We start from the raw sequence: 20661 nt of genomic DNA on the forward strand, positions 1-20661 counted from the left end.
GCATGTCCCGCGAGTTCCCCATCGGCCTCACCCCTCCCGACTGGCTGGTGCGGAACCTCCAGCCGCAGCGGGCGGCCCCCGTGAACCGGCCCGCCGTCGCCCGCGCCGCGCTCGCGATGACGCTGCCACTGGCGATCGGCCTCGCCGTGGGACAACCGTCGTACGGCGCGCTCGCCTCCATGGGCGCCCTCTCCGGAGTCATCGGCGACACCGCCGACGCCTACCGCATGCGCATCCTGAACATCGCGATCCCTCAGCTGTTCGGCGCGGTCGGCGTGACCCTGGGTTCCGCCGTGTACGGGCTCGGCTGGCCCGCGGTGGCCACCGTCACCGGCGTCGCCCTGGTCTCCGGGATGATCTCGACGATCGGGGCCGTGGCGTCCGTGTCCGGACTGCTGCTCCTGCTCAACTGCGTCGTCGGGGCCGGGCTGCCCATGCCCGGCCCCTGGTGGCTGGCGCCCCTGCTGATGACCGGCGGCGGACTGCTCGTGCTCCTGCTCGCCCTGTTGGCCTGGCCGCTGCGCTCCGGGGTCCCCGAGCGCAGCGCGGTCGCCGCCGCCTACCGCACGGTCGCCGACCTCCTGGCGGCCTGCGGCAGCGACGTCCCCGACGCCTACGAGGACGCCCGGCACACCGTCACCCAGTCGCTGAACCAGTCGTACGACCTCATCCTGGCCCGCCGCACCCGCCACCACGGTCGTAGCCCCGAACTGACCAGGCTGGTAGCCCAGTTGAACGCCGTCACCCCCGTCGTGGAGGCGGCACCCGCAGCCCATCTGGCCGGCCGCCCGCTACCCCCTGAGGTCCCCGCGGCGGTGCTGCACCTCGCGCGGGCGGTCGAGACCGGCTTCACCGGCCCGATAGACCTGCGGCTGCCCACCCCCGACTCGGAGACCTCGCGGGCCGTCGACCACGCCCTGCGGCACGCCGCCGAAGTGGTCGCCGCCCCCGACGCCGAACCCGGCGGCCCCGGCCCCGGCGCCGGCGCGCCGGACGACCGGCTGGGCCGTCCGGCCGGGCTGCGGTCACGGGCCGCCCGCGCCGCCCGGGACGTCGCCCTGTCCGCCGCGTCCTGGCGCTACGGCCTGCGTCTCGCCCTGTGCATAGGGCTGGCCCAGGTCCTCGTCTCCACGGTCCCGGTGGCCCGCTCCTACTGGGTCGCCCTCACCATCACCTTCGTCCTGAAGCCCGACTTCGGCTCGGTGTTCTCCCGGGCGCTGCTACGGGCGCTGGGCACGGTGGCCGGACTGGTCGTCGCGGCAGCCGTGCTCTCACAGGTGCCGAGGGGGTGGTGGGACGTGCCGGTGATGCTCGTGCTCGCCCCGCTCATCCCCGCGCTCACCCCTCGCGGTTACGGCTACCAGACCGCCGCGATCACCCCGGTGATCCTGCTTCTGTCGGACACCCTCAACCACCAGGGCGCCGCCCTGCTGCTGCCCCGCCTGGCGGACTCCCTGATCGGCTGCGGCATCGCCCTCGTCGCCGGATATCTGCTCTGGCCGGAGAGCTGGCACACCAGGGTCGGCGCCAAGCTGGCCGACGCGGTCGCCGACACCGCCCGGTACGCGGACGCGGCCTTCGGGCCGGACGTCGACCCCGCCGCCCGCGCCCGTATGCGCCGCCGCCTCTACCGCGACCTGTCGGTCGTCCGCACGGAGTTCCAGCGCGCGCTGACCGAGCCGCCGCCGACCGGACGCCGGGCGGCCGCCTGGTGGCCGCTGGTCGTGGCGGTGGAGCGGATCGTGGACGCGACGACCGCGGCCCGGGTCCGGGTGAAGCACGGGGCCGCACCGCCGTCGGCGCAGGAGGTCGCCCAGGTCACGCTGCAGCTGGCCGAGCTGGCCGAGGGTCTGCGGGACACGGAGGTCCTGTATCCCGTCCGCACCGACCTCACCGGACCGCCGGCCAGCGTCCTGCAGCCGCTGCGCCAGGAGATCGCCGCGGCACGAGCCATCACCTCACCCACCACGTGACGGCGACACAGCGACACGACAGCACGGCGGGCACGACAGCACGGCGGGCTTTCGAGGCGGTGTTGACACACCCGCATTCCGTGCACTCACCCCTGCCCAAGATCACCGCCAGGGGCCGCTAACCTTACGTGTCCGTCCTGGCCAGGGATTGACGGCTACAACTCATGCGAAGGGTTGCGCAAATGGGCATTCTCACTCTCCTGCGGAATGCATTCGGCAGGTCCCGCAAGGGGCGCACGGCCGAGGCAGAGGGTGCGGAACAGGTTCCTTCGCAGGAACAGACCGCCGCCGCGGAGCCGTCCGCGCCGACGTCGACACCGACGCGGGCGCAGGAACCGACACTCCCCTCCCCCTCTCCCGAGCCCACTCCGACGGCCCAGGTCCCGGAACCCCGGACGGAGTCCACGAACGAACACGACCTGGTAGCGGCGGCCTTCGACAACGTCACGGTCCCCAAGCCGACGAGGTCCGAGGAGAACACGGCCGCCGAGCCGGAGGCGTCCACCGCCCCCGGAACGACGCCGACCGAGACCTCCCCCACCGCCGACGCCGAGCCCGAAGCCACGGCCACGCCGCAGGCCCCCGCCGAACCCGACACCGACGACGCGGCGGAACCGGAAGCCACCGCCGACGCCGAGCCCGAGACCGACGCGTCCACCGAGGTCGCCGAAACCCCGGCGGAGCCGACGGCGGACGTCGCGGCGAACGCCGAGCCGGAGACCGCGGCCGAGACGGAGCCGCAGACGGCGGCCGACGAAGCCGCGGACACGGCCGAGGCGGACGCACCCGCCGAGGAGCCCGAGGCGACGACGCCGGTCATCGAGGCGGAGGCAGAGGCAGAGGCCGAGGCTGAGGTGGAGGCCGAGGCCACCGCCGCCGAGCCCGACGCCGAGGTGGACACGCCCGCCGAGCCCGAGGCGGCGACGCCGGCCACCGCAGACGACACCGAGGTCGAGCCGCAGGCCGACGCCACCGCCGAGGCACCGGCCGAGGCGGACGCACCCGCCGAGGAGCCTTCGGCGGACGCCGCCGATGAGCCCGAGGCTGAGGTGGAGGCCGAGTCGAAGGCCGAGGCCACCGCCGAGGAGCCCTCGCCCGAGGCGGCGCCGAAGGCCGAAGAGGTGCCCGCGGCCGAGGTTCCCGCCGAGCCGGAGGCAGTGGCGGACGAGCCCGCCGCCGAGGTCCCGGCCGAGCCGGAGCCGGAGGCCGCCGAGGGCGGTCCCGCCGAGGAGCCGACCGCGGACGCGGCACCGCAGCAGGACGCCGCACCGGAGGCAGAGGCCGAGACGGAGGCGGAGGCCGAGCCGGCACCCGAACCCGCCGCGGCGGCAGCCCAGCCCGCAGCCGCAGCCGCAGCCGCAGCCGCCGACGGCGAGGACGCCCCGCAGGGGCCACCCGCACCCGACGACGAGAGCCGCACGGGTGGTGCGGGTGGGAACGACGAGGCCGAAGCCGAAGGCGAGGCCGAGCCCCGCGCCGCGGTACCCGCAACCCTCCGCACCGCGTACACCGCCGCCGCCACCGCCCTGGGCAACGTCGGCCTCGCCGACGCCCGGGCCAAGGTGTACCTCGTGCTCGACCGCTCCGCGAGCATGCGCGCGTACTACAAGGACGGCTCCGCCCAGGCCCTGGCCGAGCAGACCCTCGCCCTCGCCGCCCACCTGGACCCGGCGGCCACGGTCCCCGTGGTCTTCTTCTCGACGGAACTCGACGGCACCGGCGAGCTGACCCTTGCCGAGCACGAGAACAAGATCGACGAGCTGCACGCCGGCCTCGGCCGCATGGGCCGTACCAGCTACCACGCGGCCGTGGAGGAAGTCCTGGCCCGCCACGGGAAGGAAGCCCCGGGCACCCCCGCTCTGGTGGTCTTCCAGACGGACGGCGCCCCGGACGCGAAGACCCCGGCCACCCAGGCCCTCACGGAGGCCGCGGAGAACCACCCGGCCGTCTTCTTCTCCTTCGTCGCCTTCGGCGAGCACGACAACAAGGCCTTCGACTACCTCCGCAAGCTGAAGACCCCGAACACGTCCTTCTTCCACGCGGGCCCGACCCCGCGCGAGCTGACGGACGCCGAGCTGTACGAGGGCGTCCTCGCCACCTGGCGCCCCTGACCCGCCCGACGGCCCGCCCGACCGGGGCCGTCGCCCCGCCCGTACCCCCGGCCGCCCGCTTCCCACCCCGTAAAACGGGAGGCGGGCGGCCCACCCGTGTCGGCTACGATTTCAAGTTCAAGGCCCATAAGAGGACCGCCGAAGAACGACCGACTGGGAGCAGCCTCCGATGGCTCGACACCTCATCACCAGCGCCCTTCCGTACATCAACGGAATCAAGCACCTGGGCAACATGGTGGGGTCCATGCTCCCGGCGGACGTGTACGCCCGGTACCTCCGCCAGCGCGGCCACGACGTCCTCTACATCTGCGCGACGGACGAGCACGGCACCCCCGCCGAGCTGGCCGCCAAGGAGCAGGGCCTCCCGGTCGCCGACTTCTGCGCGCAGGCGCACGACGCCCAGAAGGCCGTCTACGACGGCTTCGCGCTGGCCTTCGACTACTTCGGCCGCAGCTCCTCCCCGCAGAACGTCGAGATCACCCAGCACTTCGCCCGCCGCCTCAACGAGAACGGCTTCATCGAGGAGCGGGCGATCCGCCAGGTGTACAGCCCGGCCGACGGCCGCTTCCTCCCGGACCGCTACGTCGAGGGCACCTGCCCGCACTGCGGCTACGACAAGGCCCGCGGCGACCAGTGCGAGAACTGCACCCGCGTCCTGGACCCGACGGACCTGATCGACCCGCGCTCGGCGATCTCCGGCTCCACGGACCTCGAGGTCCGTGAGACGAAGCACCTGTTCCTCCTGCAGTCCAAGCTGCAGCACGAGGTCGAGGAGTGGGTCTCCCGTCACGAGGCCGACTGGCCCCAGCTGGCCTCCTCCATCGCCCGCAAGTGGCTGACCGAGGGCCTGCACGACCGTGCCATCACCCGCGACCTGGACTGGGGCGTGCCGGTCCCGGCCGACACCTGGCCGGAGCTGGCCGCCGAGGGCAAGGTCTTCTACGTCTGGTTCGACGCCCCGATCGAGTACATCGCCGCGACGAAGGAATGGTCGGACGCCGCCCCCGCCGGTGAGACCCGCGACTGGAAGTCGTGGTGGTACGAGGCCGACGCCGGCGAGAACCCGGTCCGCTACACGGAGTTCATGGCCAAGGACAACGTCCCGTTCCACACGGTGATGTTCCCGGCCACCGAGCTGGGCGTGCGCGAGCCCTGGAAGAAGGTCGACTACGTCAAGGCCTTCAACTGGCTGACGTACTACGGCGGCAAGTTCTCCACGTCCCAGAAGCGCGGTGTCTTCACCGACCAGGCGCTGGACGTCCTGCCGGCCGACTACTGGCGCTACTTCCTGATCGCCAACGCCCCCGAGTCGGACGACTCCTCCTTCACCTGGGAGCACTTCACGGCCACGGTGAACAAGGACCTGGCCGACACCCTGGGCAACTTCGTCAACCGCGTCCTGTCCTTCTCCAAGAAGCGCTTCGGCGACGAGGTCCCGGCGGGCAACGCGCCCGGCGAGGCGGAGACGAGGCTCGGGGAGCAGATCGCCGAGCTGCTCGCCGAGTACGAGTCGCAGATGGAGGCCCTGCAGTTCCGCAAGGCGGCCGCCGCGCTGCGCGCGCTGTGGTCGGCGGGCAACTCCTACCTCGAGGAGAAGGCCCCGTGGCTGGAGATCAAGACGGACCAGGACGGCGCGGCCCTCACGCTGCGCACGGCGATGAACCTGATCCACCTCTACGCGGTGGTCTCCGAGCCGTTCATCCCGGCGACGGCGAAGATCATGCGTGAGGCCTTCTCCCTCGCCGACGACACGGCGACCTGGGTGACGGCCGACGAGGCCCGCGCCCTCGCCTCCGTCCCCGCCGGCACCGCCTTCACCGTCCCGCCGGTCCTGTTCGCCAAGCTCCAGGACGAGGACCTGGCGGCATACAAGGAGCGCTTCGGCGGCACCGAGGAGTGACGCGCCGCGCCCGGGGAGGGACGTTCCGCGTCCCTCCCCGGGCGTCCGCAGGAGAAGCCACAACGGAGAAGATGTAGAGGAAAAGGCGAAGAGGTTCCCCCCTCTTCGGCATGTTCTCGCCAAGCCGTATGGTTTCCGCCATGGCAGTCCCCGAGGTCATTCCGATCGCCTACCAGCCGAGGCACCGCACCGAGTCCATCGGTCGGTACGCGGACGGTCAGTTCCTCGCGTCGGTCACATACGCCTTCCCCCAGGGCTTCCGGCTCGACGACGGCTGGGAAGAGCACAAACGCCTCTACACCGTGCTGCACACCTTCGACGCCGAGGGCCGCTACCGCGACTCGGACATCTGGTGCGCCGGCACGTGGGCCGAGCAGCAGCGCAACCCGCACGGCGACGACTCGGTCCTCACCCGCGCCCGCGTCCGCCTGGCCACCCTGCTGCGCAGCCTGCCCCGCCGCTCCTACACGGACATCGCCGTCCGCCCCTTCCACCTCACGTACGAGAACGTCCTGTTCGGCCTGGTGATCCGTGAGGACAAGGACGACGACGGCGAGCCGGAGACCTGGGCGGAGCTCTACCCGGACCGCCTCGCCTTCGCCGCCCCCTGGGACGGCACCTACGACACGTGAGCCGGCCCGGCGCACATCGTCCGGGCGGGCCGTTGCCGGGTCAGCGTTTCGAGGCGTGCGCCACGAAGTCCGCCCACGCGCCGCGCGTGAGAGCCAGACGCGGACCCTCGACGTTCTTGGAGTCACGGACGTGCACGGTGCCGGGAGCGAGAGCGAGCTCGACGCAGGAGTTGCCGTCCGTGCCGCTGCTGTAGCTGCTCTTGAACCAGTCCAGTTCAGAGGCGTCCTCGGTGGAGGCCTTGCGGATCATGTCTCTCCCAGCAGTTGTTCGATGAAGGCGAGCGACTCTCTCGGCGGGAGAGCCTGCGCCCGGATGGTGCCATACCGCAGTTCAAGGATGCGCAGGTCCCTGGGCTCAGCCGTCGGTCGGCCGTTGAACGCACCGTCACTACGTCCCACGGCCGTACCGTCCGGGAACTTCAGCAACTCGATCTTGCCGTCCACACCCGGGTGGGCATCCGTGTTCGTCGGCATCACCTGAAGCGTGACGTGGTTCAACCGCCCCACCCCCAGCAAACGTTCGAGCTGACGCTTCCACGCCATTGTGCCTCCGACTGGTCGGCGCAGCGGTGTCTCTTCCAGGACGAAGTGGAGGGAGGGCGCCGGGTCGCGCTCGAACACGGTCTGTCGAGCCAGACGGGCTGCCACCATGCGCTCCACGTCGTCCGAGGAGTAGGGCGGCTGCGCAGCCTCGATCAAGGCGCGGGCGTGCTCCGGTGTCTGCAACAGCCCATGGATGCTGTTGCACTCGTAGATACCGATTTCAACCGCGTTGCTCTCCAACTTGCCCAGCTCTCGAACCTTCTTCGGATACCGGACCTTCTTCACGTCCTCCCAGGCCGCCGCAACGAGCCCGCCCGCTTGCAACACCTCGTCGGCTCTGTCCAGGTACTCCTGCCGGGGGATCCGCTTCCCGCCCTCGATCTTGTAGACGAGGTCCTCCCCGTATCCGACCGCCACCGCGAAGTCGGCGGCGCGCATCCCCACCGACTCCCGGCGCAGCCTCAACTGCCGCCCCACCGTGGCGAGTACGGCCACCCCCCACTCGTCGTCCGGGTCCACCTCCCACCCCGGCTCGTCCGCCTCGGTCCGCAGCCGTACCGCCTCGCCGTCCACCGACATACCGCACCCCTCTGTCGTCCCGCCGTGCCGTGACGCCCCTACCCGCAGGCCCGGTTCCGGCGGTCCGGACAGCGGCCGACAAGCTCCGGACAGTAACCCTGCGTATCAGCGCTGTCACGGTTCACGGTAAGCACGTGCGGCCACGCCCGGCCGCGTGAACGGCGAAAAGTCCACCCACCGTACGGGATAAATCGATCCCGCACCCGCCTGACCAGCGGAAACAACACAGGCACCGGAACCCGACCACGTGGGTTCCGGTGCCGTCGGCCGTCTTCTTTGCAAGGACCACCGGGGAGAAAGAAACCCCACCAAGCCCCACCCCTCCCGCCCACGGCGCATGCTCACTCTCGCGAGTGAACATCACCAACTCAGCTGGATTCGGTACCGGTTGCCTGCTCTACGCTCAGCGCGACACAGCACAACGCACATGCCCCAGACATACGACGGCCCTCGCAGGGACTGGCATCCCTTGCGAGGGCCTGACCACCTAGGAAGCAACACCTTCCCGATGGACACCCACCAAGGAAGTCGACCCTTCCCGATGGACACCCAAAACCCTAGCGCGCCCCCGCACACCGAGCCCGGTACCTTCGAAGAAAACCACCCTCCCGGTGACGCCCTCACGGCAGCGCACCCCAGCGGAGTCATTCACGACAACGCCCGCCACACCACCCGCTTCACGGTGATCGGCAACCACCTCGCGCAGCACCCCGATCTCTCGGGGCTCGCCATCGGGCTGGCCGTGCACATCCAGTCCCTCCCCTCCGGGACCAAGGTCGACATCAAGACCCTCGCCGCCCGCTTCCCCGAGGGCACGACCCGTATCGCCGCAGCCCTGCGCGAACTGGAGACCCACGGCTATCTGCGCCGTCCCCGCGAACGCACCGAGAGCGGCCGCATCGTCACGCGCACCATCTCCTGCAATCAGCCGGGCCGTCGTGGCAGCACAGCGCCCCACACAGCGCCGAGCCGACACGGCAGCGCATCGCCGGACGCCCCCAACCCTCCGCCCGCCGGGCAGCGACGCCCGGAGAAGAAGCCCCCGCGCCGCGCCCTCCCCGCCGTACCGCAGCCCGGGTACTCCTCCCCCACCCTCCTCCAGACCGCCACGGACGTCCTCGCCGGCCTCCGCCGCCGCGACCCCCGCCTGCTCCTCTCCGTCACCGACGCCGAACACCTCGCCCCCGGTGTCGCCGCCTGGCTGGAACGCGAGGTGCCCCCCAACGCCGTGAGCCGCGCCCTGAGCAGCGACCTGCCGCTCGAGCCCCTGCACCGCCCGGCCGCCTTCCTGGCCCACCGCCTTGCCGCCCAGCTCCCACCCCTGCCGCCCTACCGCGCCCCCGAACAACCCCCGCCCATCAAGCACCCCCTCCAAAACTGCGACACCTGCGACCTCGCCTTCCGAGGCCCCGAACCGGGCCTTTGCGACAGCTGCCGCGCCCATCCGCCCGCCCCGAACCTGCAAGCCCTGAGCAGCACCCCAGCACCCCAGCGCCCCAGCGCCTGACGAGAGGCCTGAACCCGCCCCATGGTCAGCTCCCCGCACGAGGCGATGCACCGGATCTTCCAACACGATCTCGAACTCTTCGGTCGCGTCTCGCGCATCCTCGGGCTCGGGCTCCCCACCCCCGTGAAGATCACCGTGCTGCCCACCGACCTCACCGAGGCCAGCCCCGTCGAACGCCGTGTGGACACGCTCTTCCGTCTGGACAACCCGGAGTACGGCCCCTTCATCCTGGCCATCGAGGCGCAAGGAAAGAAGGACCCCGCCAAGCCCGCCAGCTGGGCGTACTACACCTCGTACGTGTGGACGAAGTACCGGATCCCCACGGCGCTCATGGTCGTGTGCCAGGACCACGCGACAGCGCGGTGGGCTCAGCAACCGGTGACCAGTGGGCCGCCACAACTACCCACGCTCACCATGAAGCCCCTGGTAGTGGGCCCTCACAACATGCCCGTGATCACCGATCCGGACGAGGCCCGAGCAGACCTCGCGCTGGCCGCTCTGTCCGCGATCACGCACGCTGCCGACCCGGACATCGGTGCCAAAATCCCTGTCCACCGCTCTGCGGGGTGTCCCCGAGGACATCGCCGACCCGATCGTCGAGTTCACCGCACAGGGCCTGGGCAAGCGCCCGGCGCAGCAGATCTGGAGGAAACTGGTGGCTGTGGACCTCTCCTTCTACAAGTCGTACATCTCGGAAGAGATCCGGGACGAGGGCCGCGCCCAGGGCCGCGCCCAGGGCCGCGCCGAAGCCTTGCTGCTCGTCCTGGAACAGCGCGGCATCGACGTGCCCGAGGACATCCGTGAACGCATCACGGACTGCGACGACCCGGAAACCCTCGGCCGCTGGCTCGCCCGATCCGTCACCGCTCCGACAGCCGAGGACGTCTTCGCGGACGAGTAACCACGACTCCCAACCGGCTCGCCACCCCCGAAACACGGAGTGCCGCCCCGACACCCGGTCCGCCGGTCAGCTGGAGGTGCGACTGTGACCGGCGACAGCTGGCGCAAGCGCAGGCGCGCGCTCGGGGAGGACGATCCCGCCGAGGCGGAGAATGCCGCGCGTCTCCTCGACGCACTGGGTACCGAGGACCGGGACGACGAGGAAATCGAGGCCGAACACCGCGCGAGCCGCCTGGCCGCATCACGCGAATACGCCCCGGCCGCCAGGCTGGCAGAGGAACTCCAGCTCCGCCTGACCGGTCCGGCCGCTGCGGATGTTCCGGCCGGGGCACCCCATGGAGGACACGATCATGCGTGGCAGGTGGGGACGCGAGGGCCGGGGGCTCGTGGTCTCCCGGCCCTCGCGCGTATTGAGGGGGGTGCTACTTCAGGACGCCCGCGCCCGTCGTCGTCGCCAGGGAGGTCGGCAGGTTCTTCGCCGACGTCTCCAGGCCCGCCGTCAGGGTCGGGGTCCAGTTGACCGTCGTTTTGAGGTCCTTCGAGGACGCGGCGTTGTAGGCGGCGACGACGTCGGTCACCGTGCCGTTGACGAGGTTGCCGGAGCCCTTGACCGCGCCCGTGCCGTCGCCGCTGAGGAGCTTCGCGACCTTGCCGCCGGACGGCAGCTTCCAGTAGTTGTTCTCGGCGACGACCTGCGCCTTGGCGCGGGAGTTGATGCTGTACTGCGTCGCGTAGCCGTTGAGGGGCGTCACGTCGTACAGGTTGTTGTAGATGTGGACCTGGCCGACGCGCGCCAGTGGGGCGCGCTGGACGATGCCCTTCCAGACGTTGTGGTGGATCGAGACGCGCAGCTTGCCCGCCGGCTCGCTGTCGCTGCTGCCGATCAGCATGGTCTTGTCGTGGTTGGTGAACTGGTTGCGCGAGACGGTCACCAGGTCGGAGCTCTTGGTGATGTCGAGGGAGCCGTCGTGGATCTGGAACTCGCGGCCGTAGTACTTCGGGTTGACGCTGTCCAGGTGGGGCGCGTCGGTGAACGTGTTGTGGTCGGCCCAGACGTGGGTGGCGCCACGCAGGGAGACCGAGTCGTAGTTGGAGTTCCAGTTGCCGGTGGAGCCGTCGGTCGGGTCCCACTGAGGGAAGCAGTCCTCGGTGGCGGCGAAGTTCAGGTTGCGGACGATGACGTTGTCCACGTTCTGGATCTGGAGCATCCCGCCGGATATCCCGGCGGCCGTGCCCGGCACACCGACCACGCTCGTGTTGGCGGGCACCTTGAAGACGACGTTCTTCGCCTGCTTGGCCTGGGCGGCGGCGCGGGCCTTCTCCTGCGTGCCCGAAGGCAGCTTCGAGCGACCGTACACGGCGGGGTCGTACGCCTTGAGGTACGACGACAGCGAGTAGCCGGTGCCCGCCGCGTAGTCCGCGCAGGTCAGCTTCTTCCCGGCGTCGTTCGTGTTGGCGTCGATCGTGCCCTTGACCTTGATGATCCGGGGGGCGGTGTCGGTCGCCGAGCCGAGCGCCTTCACCAGTTCGGCGCGGGTGGAGACGGTGAAGGTGTGCGCGGCGTCGGCCTTGGCTCCCCCGGTGGTGCCCGCGCCGGAGGAGGCCCAGCCGTCCTTGGCGGCGAGCGTCTGGTGGAACAGGTCGACGGGCGACGCGTTCGCGTTCATCACGACGACACCGGCGCCGACACCCGCGGTCACGGCGGCGGCGGTGACGACGAGGGCGCGGCGCGAGCGGAGGGACCGGCGGTGGGAGGCAGCTGGCACGGGGGATCCTTACGGGGAGGAGCGGGCTTACGACCGGTCAGTGGTCGCCGTGCGGTGAAGAGTTGCCGCTGATCGAGAATTTTTTCGGCAGGCCCGCACGCCGCGCGATCAAACGCCTTCACGATCCCCTCACCACCCCCTTAAGGTGCGCATCGGGGGCGAACGGCCCCCACGGGGGAGGGATCACCGTAGACCGGCGGCCCCTGCCCCCGGGGCGAGGGGGCTCACGCGACACGGCGGCACGCCCACATCCGACAAGCCCGCACATCCGACACGACCGCACACCGGCACACCCACGCACCGGCACACCGGCACACACCACCTGGGGGACCCACATGGCACTCTTCGGCAACGCGCACCCCATCGACCCCGCGCAGGCCCAGCAGGACTACGCGCGGCTGCTGGGGCAGGGGGAGCAGGTGCAGGCCGCGTTCCTGCTGATCCGCGACACCATCCTGTTCACGGACCGCCGTCTGATCCTCGTCGACAAGCAGGGCATCACCGGCAAGAAGACCGAGTACCACTCCATCCCGTACCGCAGCATCACCCACTTCGCCGTGGAGACCGCCGGCACCTTCGACCTGGACGCCGAGCTGAAGATCTGGGTCTCCGGCTCGTCCATGCCGATCGAGAAGACCTTCACCAAGGGCGTCGACATCTACGAAGTCCAGGCGATCCTCACGCAGTTCGTGGCGAAGTAGCGCCCTCGGCCCGGTCGCCTGGTACGACTACGCGGTGGACCTTCTCCGACCCCACCTCCGTCTGCTGGCCGAGGTCTTCGGGACGGCCGTCCCCGGCGCCCCCTGGGCGCTGGCGGGCGGCTACGCCCTGCAGGCGCACGACCTGATCCAACGCCCGCACGCCAACGTGGACTTGGCGACGGAGAGCGCGGTGCCGATGCCCCGGCTCGCCGAGTCGCTGAGCGCGGCGCTCACCGCCGCCGGCCGTCACGAGGTGACGCTCGAGGACAGGGACCCGCTGTCCGCGCACCTGTCCGTGCCGGACGTCGACGCGGACACGGTCCTCCGGTTGGCCCTGCACAAGGAGACGTTCTGGAGCCCGCCCGTCGTGACCCCGTACGGGCCGGCGCTCGCGCTGGGGGACGCGGTGGGCACGAAGATCCGGGCGCTCTACGACCGGGGACTGGCCGTCGACCTGATCGACGCGAGGGCGGCGTCCGCCCGCTTCACCCACCCCGAGCTGGAGGAACTGGCCCGCCGTCACGCCCGGGACGACTTCGACCTGGCCGCCCTGCAGACCCGTCTGGAAGGCACCGACCACTTCCCGGACTCGGCGTTCAAGGCGTACGGCCTGGCCGAGGACCAGCTCACGGACCTGCGGGCGTGGGCCCAGGCCTGGTCGACGGACATCGCGGAACGGCTGCTGGAGGAGGGGGCGTCACCGGACGAGTGAGCGGGACGCCCCCTGAAGCGCGACCGAGGGTCAGCCGGACGCGGCCGACACGGCCGACACGGCCGACACGGCCGACAGGGCCGACACGCCGTCGAGCCTGACGCGGACTACGAGGCCGACGCGCTCGGCTGGGCGCCGGCGTCCGTGCCGTCGTGGGTGGCGTCCGGCTCGACGGCCATGGTGATCGAGCCGACCACACCCCGCGCGATGTTCTTCTTGTCGTACTTCAGCTTGAGCAGACCGCCCTGGGTGCCGCTCTGGTCGTAGATGGTGTCCTCGGTGAGGGTGGTGCGTTCGGTGGTGCTGGTGGAGTACGGCGCCACGGCGGACGCGGCGAGGACGGACGCCTCGTCCAAGAAGAACTGCCCGGTGTGGCAGGCGTGCCCGCCCTCGTACCCGGCGTCGGTCCACTTCCCGTCCACGTGCACCTTGGTGTGGATGTGGACGGTACGGCCGCGGTACCAGCCCGGGAACACCGTCTTGAAGGTGACGCGGCCCTGCCGGTCGGTCTTCCAGGTGCCGCGGAGATAGCGCTTGTCGTCGGTCGGCTCCTCGTGGCCGCCGCCCCCACCGCCGCCGGAGGGCGGCTCACCGGTCGGAGCGCCGGTGGGCGCGTCGGACGGCGTGCCGGTCGGGGCGTCGGTGGGGGATCCGGTGGGGGCGCCGCCGCCTCCCCCGGAGGAGAGGCTCTCGTAGCCCGAGTAGAGGCCGAGGGCGTCGCAGTGCCAGATGTCGACGGCGGCGTCGGCGACGGGCCTGCAGGTCTCGGAGTCGATCACTTTCAGGTCGAGGGTGAGGGGGATGCCCTCCTTGTCCTCGGTGATGTCCCGGCGGATCTTGTCGGCGTCGATGTAGTAGGGGCCCTCGGTGGTCTCGGAGGTGAGCAGGTAGCAGGCCTCGGCGGAACCGGCGGAGGCCGTGGCCTTGGCGCCGCCCTTGGCGGGCTTCTTCTCGCCGGCGAAGGCGCCTGCGGCGAGTGCCCCGCCGGCGCCGACGGCGACGACCGCGCCCGCTCCGGCCACGACCACCTTGCGGCGCGTCAGATCACGCTTGTGCCGCGGCCCCTGCCGTCCGGCCGCGGCGCTCGGGCCGCCGGTGACATCCTCGTTGCTCGCGTTGTTCTCGTGGTTTCCCGTCATGGCCGCGAAGGTAGGGACCGGGGCTGTCAGGGACATGGGAACGACCTGTGCAACGGCAAGGTCAGGCAAAAGGACAACGGCACACGGGTCTGTTTTCGGCCTGCTCACGGCAAACAGACCGACGCGCCCCGCCCTACATGGCCGCCCGTGCGACCGCCGGTGCGGCCGCTGATATGGACCCCATGTGGGCCACATCTGGGCCCATGTGGGCCCCGACTCAGCCCCTACTTGGCCGCTACTTGGCCGCGAACGCCGAGGCCCGGCGGTTGGCCGGTGCGGCCGGGCCCGGTCCCAGACCCGCGCGCGCCGCCGCGAGGTGCTCGAGACCCGCCTTCGCCAGCCGGGTCGCCTCCTCGTACTCCGCGGCGGTGCGGGCCGTGGTGAGGCGGGTCCGGGCCGCCCGGTGGCACTCCGCCGCGTGCGTCAGCGAGCGCTCCGCCGCCACGTCCGCCCCGGACCAGGCCCGCACGTCCGGCGGGACGAGCCCTCCGGCCAGCCGCACGAGCCAGTGGTTGGCCTCGGCCTCCGCGTCCAGGCCGGACGGGGTACGCCGCCGGTCGCGGCGCTGGGCCAGCACGCACACCACCGCACCGACGATCAGCAGCACCGACAACATGATCGCGAACCCCGTGGAATCCATCCCGACTCCTTCCCGTCCCGGCCCTCGCCGGCCCTGGCCCGGTCTCTTCTCCTCCATGATCCGGCGGCCCGCTGTGCCCGCCCCGGGAGCTTCCTGTGAGGCCCCGGTGAGGCTTTCAGGAGGGGGCGGGCGTCGGGCGTCCGAGTGGCGAGTACCCCGGACGGGGGTCCTCCAGTCGGTGACCGGCCCGCCGGACTTGCCCGACAGGCGGCCTTTCTCCTGTGCGGCACCGGCGAGAGCGGCCGGTCGCCGGGGGACCCGGGGCATGCGGGGGATGCGCGCAATGCGGGAGTGGCCCGGAACCGATGTCGGTTCCGGGCCACTCCCGTTGCTTCCGTCCGCCCTGGCCGCTCGGGCCGGCTGCCGCCTGCCTTTGCTGCCGCCAGGCTTTGCCGCCGCCTACTTCGGCTGCGGCTTGCGCACCGACAGGTGCAGCTCCCTCAGCCGGGCCTCCTCCAGCTCCGTCGGCGCGCCCATCATGAGGTCCTGGGCGTTGCCGTTGAGCGGGAAGGAGATGGTCTCGCGGATGTTCGGCTCGTCGGCCAGCAGCATGACGATGCGGTCGACGCCCGGCGCGATCCCACCGTGCGGAGGGGCGCCGAAGCGGAACGCGCGCAGCATGCCGGCGAACTTGTCCTCGACCGTCTCCCGGTCGTAGCCCGCGATCTCGAACGCCTTGAGCATGATCTCCGGCTCGTGGTTCCGGATCGCGCCGGAGGACAGCTCCACGCCGTTGCAGACGATGTCGTACTGCCAGCCGAGGATGTCCAGCGGGTCCTGGGTCTCCAGGGCCTCAAGACCGCCCTGCGGCATCGAGAACGGGTTGTGCGAGAAGTCGATCTTGCCGGTCTCCTCGTCCTTCTCGTACATCGGGAAGTCGACGATCCAGCAGAAGCGGAAGACGTTCTCCTCGAAGTGCCCGGCGCGCTTGGCGGCCTCGACCCGCACCGCGCCCATGATCTTCGAGACCTCGTCGAACTCGCCCGCGCCGAAGAAGACGGCGTGACCGGCGGCCAGCGACAGGCGCTTGGTCAGCTCGGCGACGTTCTCCTCGGTGAGGAACTTCGCGATCGGGCCGGTCAGCGAGCCGTCCTCGGCCACGCGGACCCAGGCCAGGCCCTTCGCGCCCTGCGTCACCGCGAAGTCGCCGAGCTGGTCGAAGAACTTCCGGGACTGCGCGGCGACGTCCGGCACCGGCAGCGCGCGGACGTGCTTGCCGGCGAAGGCCTTGAACTCCGAGCCCTCGAAGACGTCGGTGATGTCGACGAGCTCCAGCTGAGCCCGCAGGTCCGGCTTGTCGGAGCCGTACTTCAGCATCGACTCGCGGAACGGGATGCGCGGGAACGGCGAGGTGACGTGGCGGCCGCCGCCGAACTCCTCGAACAGCTCGGTCATGAGCTTCTCGATCGGCTGGAAGACGTCCTCCTGCTCGACGAAGCTCATCTCGACGTCGAGCTGGTAGAACTCGCCCGGCGAACGGTCCGCGCGCGCGTCCTCGTCACGGAAACAGGGCGCGATCTGGAAGTAGCGGTCGAAGCCCGAGATCATCAGCAGCTGCTTGAACTGCTGGGGTGCCTGCGGCAGGGCGTAGAAACGGCCCGCGTGCAGCCGGGACGGGACGACGAAGTCGCGGGCGCCCTCGGGGGAGGTCGCGGACAGGATCGGCGTCGCCATCTCGTTGAAGCCCAGCGCCGTCATCTTGTGCCGCATCGCCGAGATGACCGACGTGCGCAGCATGATGTTGCGGTGCATGCGCTCACGGCGCAGGTCGAGGAAGCGGTACTCCAGACGCCGCTCCTCGTTGACCCCGTCCTCCGCGTTGATCGTGAAGGGCAGCGGCTGAGCCGCGCCGAGCAGCTCCACCTCGCCGACCTCGACCTCGACCTCACCGGTCGGCAGGTCCGCGTTGACGTTCTCGGCGCCCCGGGAGACGACCTTGCCGTCGATGCGGACCGTCGACTCCTTGGTCAGCTTGTCGAGTGCCTCGTACGCGGGCGTGCCCGGACGGGCGACGAGCTGCGTGATGCCGTAGTGGTCGCGCAGATCGATGAAGAGGATGCCGCCCAGGTCGCGCCGATTGTGCAGCCAGCCGCTCAGCCGGACGTCGGTGCCGACGTCAGAGGCGCGGAGCTCGCCGCAGGTGTGGGACCTGTACCGATGCATCGTCGTTCATCCAGTCTTCGCGGATCGGGGGCTGTGTTTCAGGGTGTTTCACGTGAAACAACCCCCAGGGTACCGGGCACGCCATGCGCGCTTACCCCCATTACCGGGCACCCGCGACGGCCCGGTCGCGGCAGGAACCGTCGAGGATCAGTGGCACTCTTCGTTCCCGTCTTCTTAAAGTGGGGCAATGCGCACTGGCGAGCCGCTGCCCGCCGTGGGGGAGGTTCTCGCCGCCCTCGCGACCGGCCTGTGGCACTGGGACACCGCCACCGGGCTGGTCACGGTCGACGCCGAGGCGGCCCGGCTGCTCGGGCTGCCCCGGGAGGAGACCGTCCTCACGGAGGCCCAGACCCGGGCCCGGCTGCACCCGGTCGACTGGAACGAGATCACCGGAGTGATCCAGCTCGCCGTCGCCGAGGGCACTCTCGCCGAGGTGCGGATCCGCATCATGGACGACCGGGGGCAGGTGGTCCGGGTCGTCCGCAGCCGTTCCAAGCCGTCCTTCGACCCGTCCAAGAAGGCGTACGAACTGATCGGCACCCTCCAGGAGGTCACCGAGCCGACGCCGGGCACCCCGGCCGGCCGGACCGCCGTCACCGGCGACTGGCGCCGCTCACGGGAGGCCTTCCTGCTGGACGCGGGGCGGGCGCTCGCGGAGGCGCGGTCCACCGCGGAGGTGCTGCGGGTCGCCGCCGGACTGTCGATGCCGGGCTTCTCACCGGACGGCCTCGCCGTCTTCGGCGTCGAGGGCGACCGGCTGACGATCATCGGCCACCACGGACACCAGTCGGGCGACGACGACCCCTTCACCCAGATGTCCATCCATACGGACTATCCGGCCGCCGAGGTCGTGCGCACCGGGCGCGCCGTGTACCTGTCCTCGCCCGAGCAGTACAAGGAGCGCTATCCGCTCACCTGGCCCCTGGCCGCGCCCTTCGGCCGTCACTCCTGGGCGTTTCTGCCGCTGACGGTGGCCGGCCGCACGATGGGCGCCTGGATGGCCGGCTTCACCTACCCGGTGGCGTTCACCCCCGACGAACGGTCCGTGCTCACGACGGTCGCCAGGATGCTCGCCCAGGCCCTCACCCGCGCGAGCGCGGCGGAGACCCAGCGCGAGCTGACCGACGGCCTGCAACGCTCCATGCTCCCCACCCTCGGCCCCGAGATACCGGGCATGACCCTCGCCGCCCGCTACATACCGACCGGCGGCGGTCTCCAGGTCGGCGGCGACTGGTACGACATGATCCCGCTGCCCGGCGGCGCGTCCCGGACGAACCCGGGGAGCGGCCGCTTCGCCCTGGTCATCGGGGACGTCCAGGGCCACGACGTCCGCGCGGCAGGTCTCATGGGGCAGCTGCGCATCGCGCTCAGGGCGTACGCCGCCGAGGGCCACCGCCCGGACGCGGTCCTCTCCCGTGCCTCCGGATTCCTGCACGGTCTCGCCGACGCGGACGGCGGCGCCGATCTGCGCTTCGCCACCTGCCTGTACATCGAGGTCGATCCGGTGACCGGGGTACTGGAGGCCGCCCGGGCCGGCCACCTGGACCCCGCGGTCCGGATGGCCGACGGCACGGTGCTGGTCCGCGCCACCGCGGGCGGACTGCCCCTGGGCATCGACCCGGACGCCGACTACCCCACCACCCGGCTCGCCCTGGAACCCGGCGAGGCCCTGATGCTGTGCACCGACGGCCTGCTCGAGACCGGGGGCCACGACCTCGACACCGGCTGGCGGCGCGTCCGCAAGATCCTGGAGGCGCACGAGGGCGACCTCGAGGAACTGGCCGACGCCCTGGTCCAGGCGGTGCACGGCCCCTCCTCGCACCACACCACGGGCCCGCTGGCCGACCGCCGCGAGGACGACATAGCCGTTCTGCTGCTCTGCCGCCAGGGCGAGGGCGGCTGCGGTCCGAGCGCCACGCCGCTGCCCGCCCGGCAGCCCGTGCGCCGCTCGATGCTGACGGTCGCGCAGGCCGAACCGGAGCGCATCGCCGTGGCCCGGCAGCAACTACGCGAACTGCTGCACGACTGGACCTGCGAGGACCAGGTCGACTCGGCCGTCCTGCTCGTCTCCGAGACCCTGACGAACGTCCTCGTCCACACCGACGCCGACGCGCTGCTGGTCGCCGAGGTCACCGGCGCGCCCGGTGAACGCCGGCTGCGCATCGAGGTCACCGACACCAGCGACGACCTCCCGCACATGCGCCGCCCCGGCGAGCTGGCCTCCTCCGGCCGCGGCCTGGTCCTCATCGAGCTGCTCGCCGACACCTGGGGGGTGGCGCCGCGGGGCGAGGGCAAGAGCATCTGGTTCGAGCTCTACGAACCGTCGGCGACGGTCTCGTAGCGCGTGCGCAGTTCGTGCAGGATCCCGAAGCCGGCCGCGGTCAGGGGCACGGCGAGCAGCATGCCGAGGATCCCGGCCACGGACGCCCCGGCCGTGATCGCGACCATGACCACCGCCGGATGCATCTGCACGGTCCGGCTCTGGATCACCGGCTGCAGCACATGCCCCTCCAGCACCTGCACCGCGAGCACCACGCCGAGCGCCCACAACGCGATGACGAACCCGCGGTCGGCGAGCGCGACCAGCACCGCGACCGCTCCGGAGAGGAAGGCGCCGAGATACGGGATGTACGCCCCGACGAAGACGAGGGCGCCCAGCCCGACCGCCCCCGGCACATCGAGGACGAGCAGCCCGACGGTGATGCACACGGCGTCGATGAAGGCGATGAACGTCGTCCCCCGCATGAACCCCTCGACGGCGCGGAAGGCCCGCCGGGCCATGGCCTCGAGGGTGTCGGCGCTGCCGCCCGGAGCGACGGACCGCAGGATGCCGACGGCCCGGTGGGAGTCCCGCAGGAAGAAGAAGACGAGCAGCAGCGCCAGCACCGCCATGGCGATGGTCTCGCCGACGACGCTCACCCCGCTGATGACATTGGAGGCAGCCGTCCCGCCGAACTTGGTGAGCAGCTCCTTCGCGTTGGCGGCGAGGTCGTCGAGCGAGGTCCCGGCCGCCCCGAAGTGGTCGGCGATGCTGCGCCCCGCCGACCTGAGCGCGGCGACGATCTGGTCGCCGCTGTCGATCAGCGCGGCGACGACGATGTACACGGCCCCGCCGACCACGGCGACGACGGCGACACAGGTGATCCCCGCCGACAGCGACCGCGGCACCCCGGCCGCCACCATCCGCCGGTGCAACGGCCGCAGCAGCGCGGTCCCGAGCAGCGCGAGCAGCACGGGGGTGACGGCTGTGCGCAACTCCGCGCACAGCCGGATCCCGACGTACCCGACGCCCGACGCGAGCAGCACCACGGCACACCAGGCCGCGAAGCGGCGGGCGGGAAGCGGGAGCAGGTGCACGGCCCCAGCGGATCACGGCCCCGCCGACTTGTCCTGAC

15 protein-coding genes and 1 pseudogene are annotated in these 20661 nt (G+C 71.3%); 9 read left to right on the forward strand and 7 right to left on the reverse strand.

What is annotated here, in order from left to right; genetic code table 11:
- Positions 1-2 precede the first annotated feature (2 nt).
- The 4 genes from OHS82_RS20825 to OHS82_RS20840 all read left to right on the forward strand — a co-directional run bounded on the left by OHS82_RS20825 (position 3) and on the right by OHS82_RS20840 (position 6616).
- A complete protein-coding gene (locus OHS82_RS20825; protein WP_328434283.1) occupies positions 3-1973 on the forward strand; it encodes an FUSC family protein in 1971 nt (656 codons plus the stop codon).
- Positions 1974-2155: 182 nt separating this feature from the next.
- Positions 2156-4084 (forward strand): VWA domain-containing protein, encoded by a 1929-nt coding sequence (locus tag OHS82_RS20830; protein WP_328434284.1) that lies wholly within the window; start codon positions 2156-2158, stop codon positions 4082-4084.
- A gap of 169 nt (positions 4085-4253) precedes the next feature.
- Positions 4254-5984 carry a methionine--tRNA ligase gene (gene metG / locus OHS82_RS20835; RefSeq protein WP_328434285.1) on the forward strand — a complete coding sequence of 577 codons (1731 nt, stop codon included), beginning with the start codon at positions 4254-4256 and terminating at the stop codon, positions 5982-5984.
- Positions 5985-6124: 140 nt separating this feature from the next.
- Positions 6125-6616 (forward strand): hypothetical protein, encoded by a 492-nt coding sequence (locus tag OHS82_RS20840; RefSeq protein WP_057578022.1) that lies wholly within the window; start codon positions 6125-6127, stop codon positions 6614-6616.
- A gap of 40 nt (positions 6617-6656) precedes the next feature.
- Here OHS82_RS20840 and OHS82_RS20845 read toward each other — a convergent pair whose 3' ends face one another.
- Together OHS82_RS20845 and OHS82_RS20850 are read right to left on the reverse strand one after the other, a co-directional pair.
- The gene (locus tag OHS82_RS20845) at positions 6657-6866 is read right to left on the reverse strand and encodes a DUF397 domain-containing protein (protein ID WP_057578023.1); all 210 of its coding nucleotides are present in this window, start codon (positions 6864-6866) and stop codon (positions 6657-6659) included.
- Entirely contained in the window at positions 6863-7738 is an 876-nt protein-coding gene (locus OHS82_RS20850) for a helix-turn-helix domain-containing protein (protein WP_057578024.1), read from the reverse strand. Before OHS82_RS20850 ends, OHS82_RS20845 begins: the two co-directional genes overlap by 4 nt.
- Positions 7739-8279: 541 nt before the next feature.
- Here OHS82_RS20850 and OHS82_RS20855 point away from each other — a divergent pair.
- Together OHS82_RS20855 and OHS82_RS20860 are read left to right on the forward strand one after the other, a co-directional pair.
- The gene (locus OHS82_RS20855; RefSeq protein ID WP_328434286.1) at positions 8280-9245 is read left to right on the forward strand and encodes a helix-turn-helix domain-containing protein; all 966 of its coding nucleotides are present in this window, start codon (positions 8280-8282) and stop codon (positions 9243-9245) included.
- Positions 9246-9266: 21 nt separating this feature from the next.
- Positions 9267-10146: pseudogene (locus OHS82_RS20860) on the forward strand (hypothetical protein).
- A 421-nt stretch (positions 10147-10567) separates the two neighbouring features.
- Here OHS82_RS20860 and OHS82_RS20865 read toward each other — a convergent pair.
- Complete coding sequence (locus tag OHS82_RS20865; RefSeq protein WP_057578026.1) at positions 10568-11911, reverse strand: pectate lyase family protein; 1344 nt, start codon at positions 11909-11911, stop codon at positions 10568-10570.
- A 335-nt stretch (positions 11912-12246) separates the two neighbouring features.
- Here OHS82_RS20865 and OHS82_RS20870 point away from each other — a divergent pair, with 335 nt between their 5' ends.
- Both OHS82_RS20870 and OHS82_RS20875 read left to right on the forward strand, forming a co-directional pair.
- Complete coding sequence (locus OHS82_RS20870; RefSeq protein ID WP_057578027.1) at positions 12247-12612, forward strand: PH domain-containing protein; 366 nt, start codon at positions 12247-12249, stop codon at positions 12610-12612.
- Between the two features lie 34 nt (positions 12613-12646).
- The gene (locus tag OHS82_RS20875; protein ID WP_328434287.1) at positions 12647-13324 is read left to right on the forward strand and encodes a hypothetical protein; all 678 of its coding nucleotides are present in this window, start codon (positions 12647-12649) and stop codon (positions 13322-13324) included.
- Positions 13325-13431: 107 nt separating this feature from the next.
- On the opposite strand, the gene OHS82_RS20880 is transcribed toward OHS82_RS20875, so the two are convergent.
- The 3 genes from OHS82_RS20880 to aspS all read right to left on the reverse strand — a co-directional run bounded on the left by OHS82_RS20880 (position 13432) and on the right by aspS (position 17266).
- Positions 13432-14463: an intradiol ring-cleavage dioxygenase gene (locus OHS82_RS20880; RefSeq protein ID WP_370444099.1), complete on the reverse strand. Its 1032-nt coding sequence runs from the start codon at positions 14461-14463 to the stop codon at positions 13432-13434.
- A 235-nt stretch (positions 14464-14698) separates the two neighbouring features.
- Positions 14699-15103 (reverse strand): hypothetical protein, encoded by a 405-nt coding sequence (locus OHS82_RS20885; protein WP_328434288.1) that lies wholly within the window; start codon positions 15101-15103, stop codon positions 14699-14701.
- 399 nt (positions 15104-15502) lie between these two features.
- The gene (gene aspS, locus OHS82_RS20890) at positions 15503-17266 is read right to left on the reverse strand and encodes an aspartate--tRNA ligase (protein ID WP_328434289.1); all 1764 of its coding nucleotides are present in this window, start codon (positions 17264-17266) and stop codon (positions 15503-15505) included.
- Positions 17267-17453: 187 nt separating this feature from the next.
- On the opposite strand from aspS, the gene OHS82_RS20895 reads away from it, so the two are divergent.
- Positions 17454-19607 carry a SpoIIE family protein phosphatase gene (locus OHS82_RS20895; protein WP_057578031.1) on the forward strand — a complete coding sequence of 718 codons (2154 nt, stop codon included), beginning with the start codon at positions 17454-17456 and terminating at the stop codon, positions 19605-19607.
- On the opposite strand, the gene OHS82_RS20900 is transcribed toward OHS82_RS20895, so the two are convergent.
- Positions 19580-20623 carry an AI-2E family transporter gene (locus OHS82_RS20900; protein ID WP_057578032.1) on the reverse strand — a complete coding sequence of 348 codons (1044 nt, stop codon included), beginning with the start codon at positions 20621-20623 and terminating at the stop codon, positions 19580-19582. The two genes, OHS82_RS20895 and OHS82_RS20900, sit on opposite strands and share 28 nt — an antisense overlap.
- Positions 20624-20661 lie beyond the last annotated feature (38 nt).

The sequence above is a fragment of the Streptomyces sp. NBC_00425 genome (genome assembly GCF_036030735.1).
Lineage (GTDB): Bacteria > Actinomycetota > Actinomycetes > Streptomycetales > Streptomycetaceae > Streptomyces.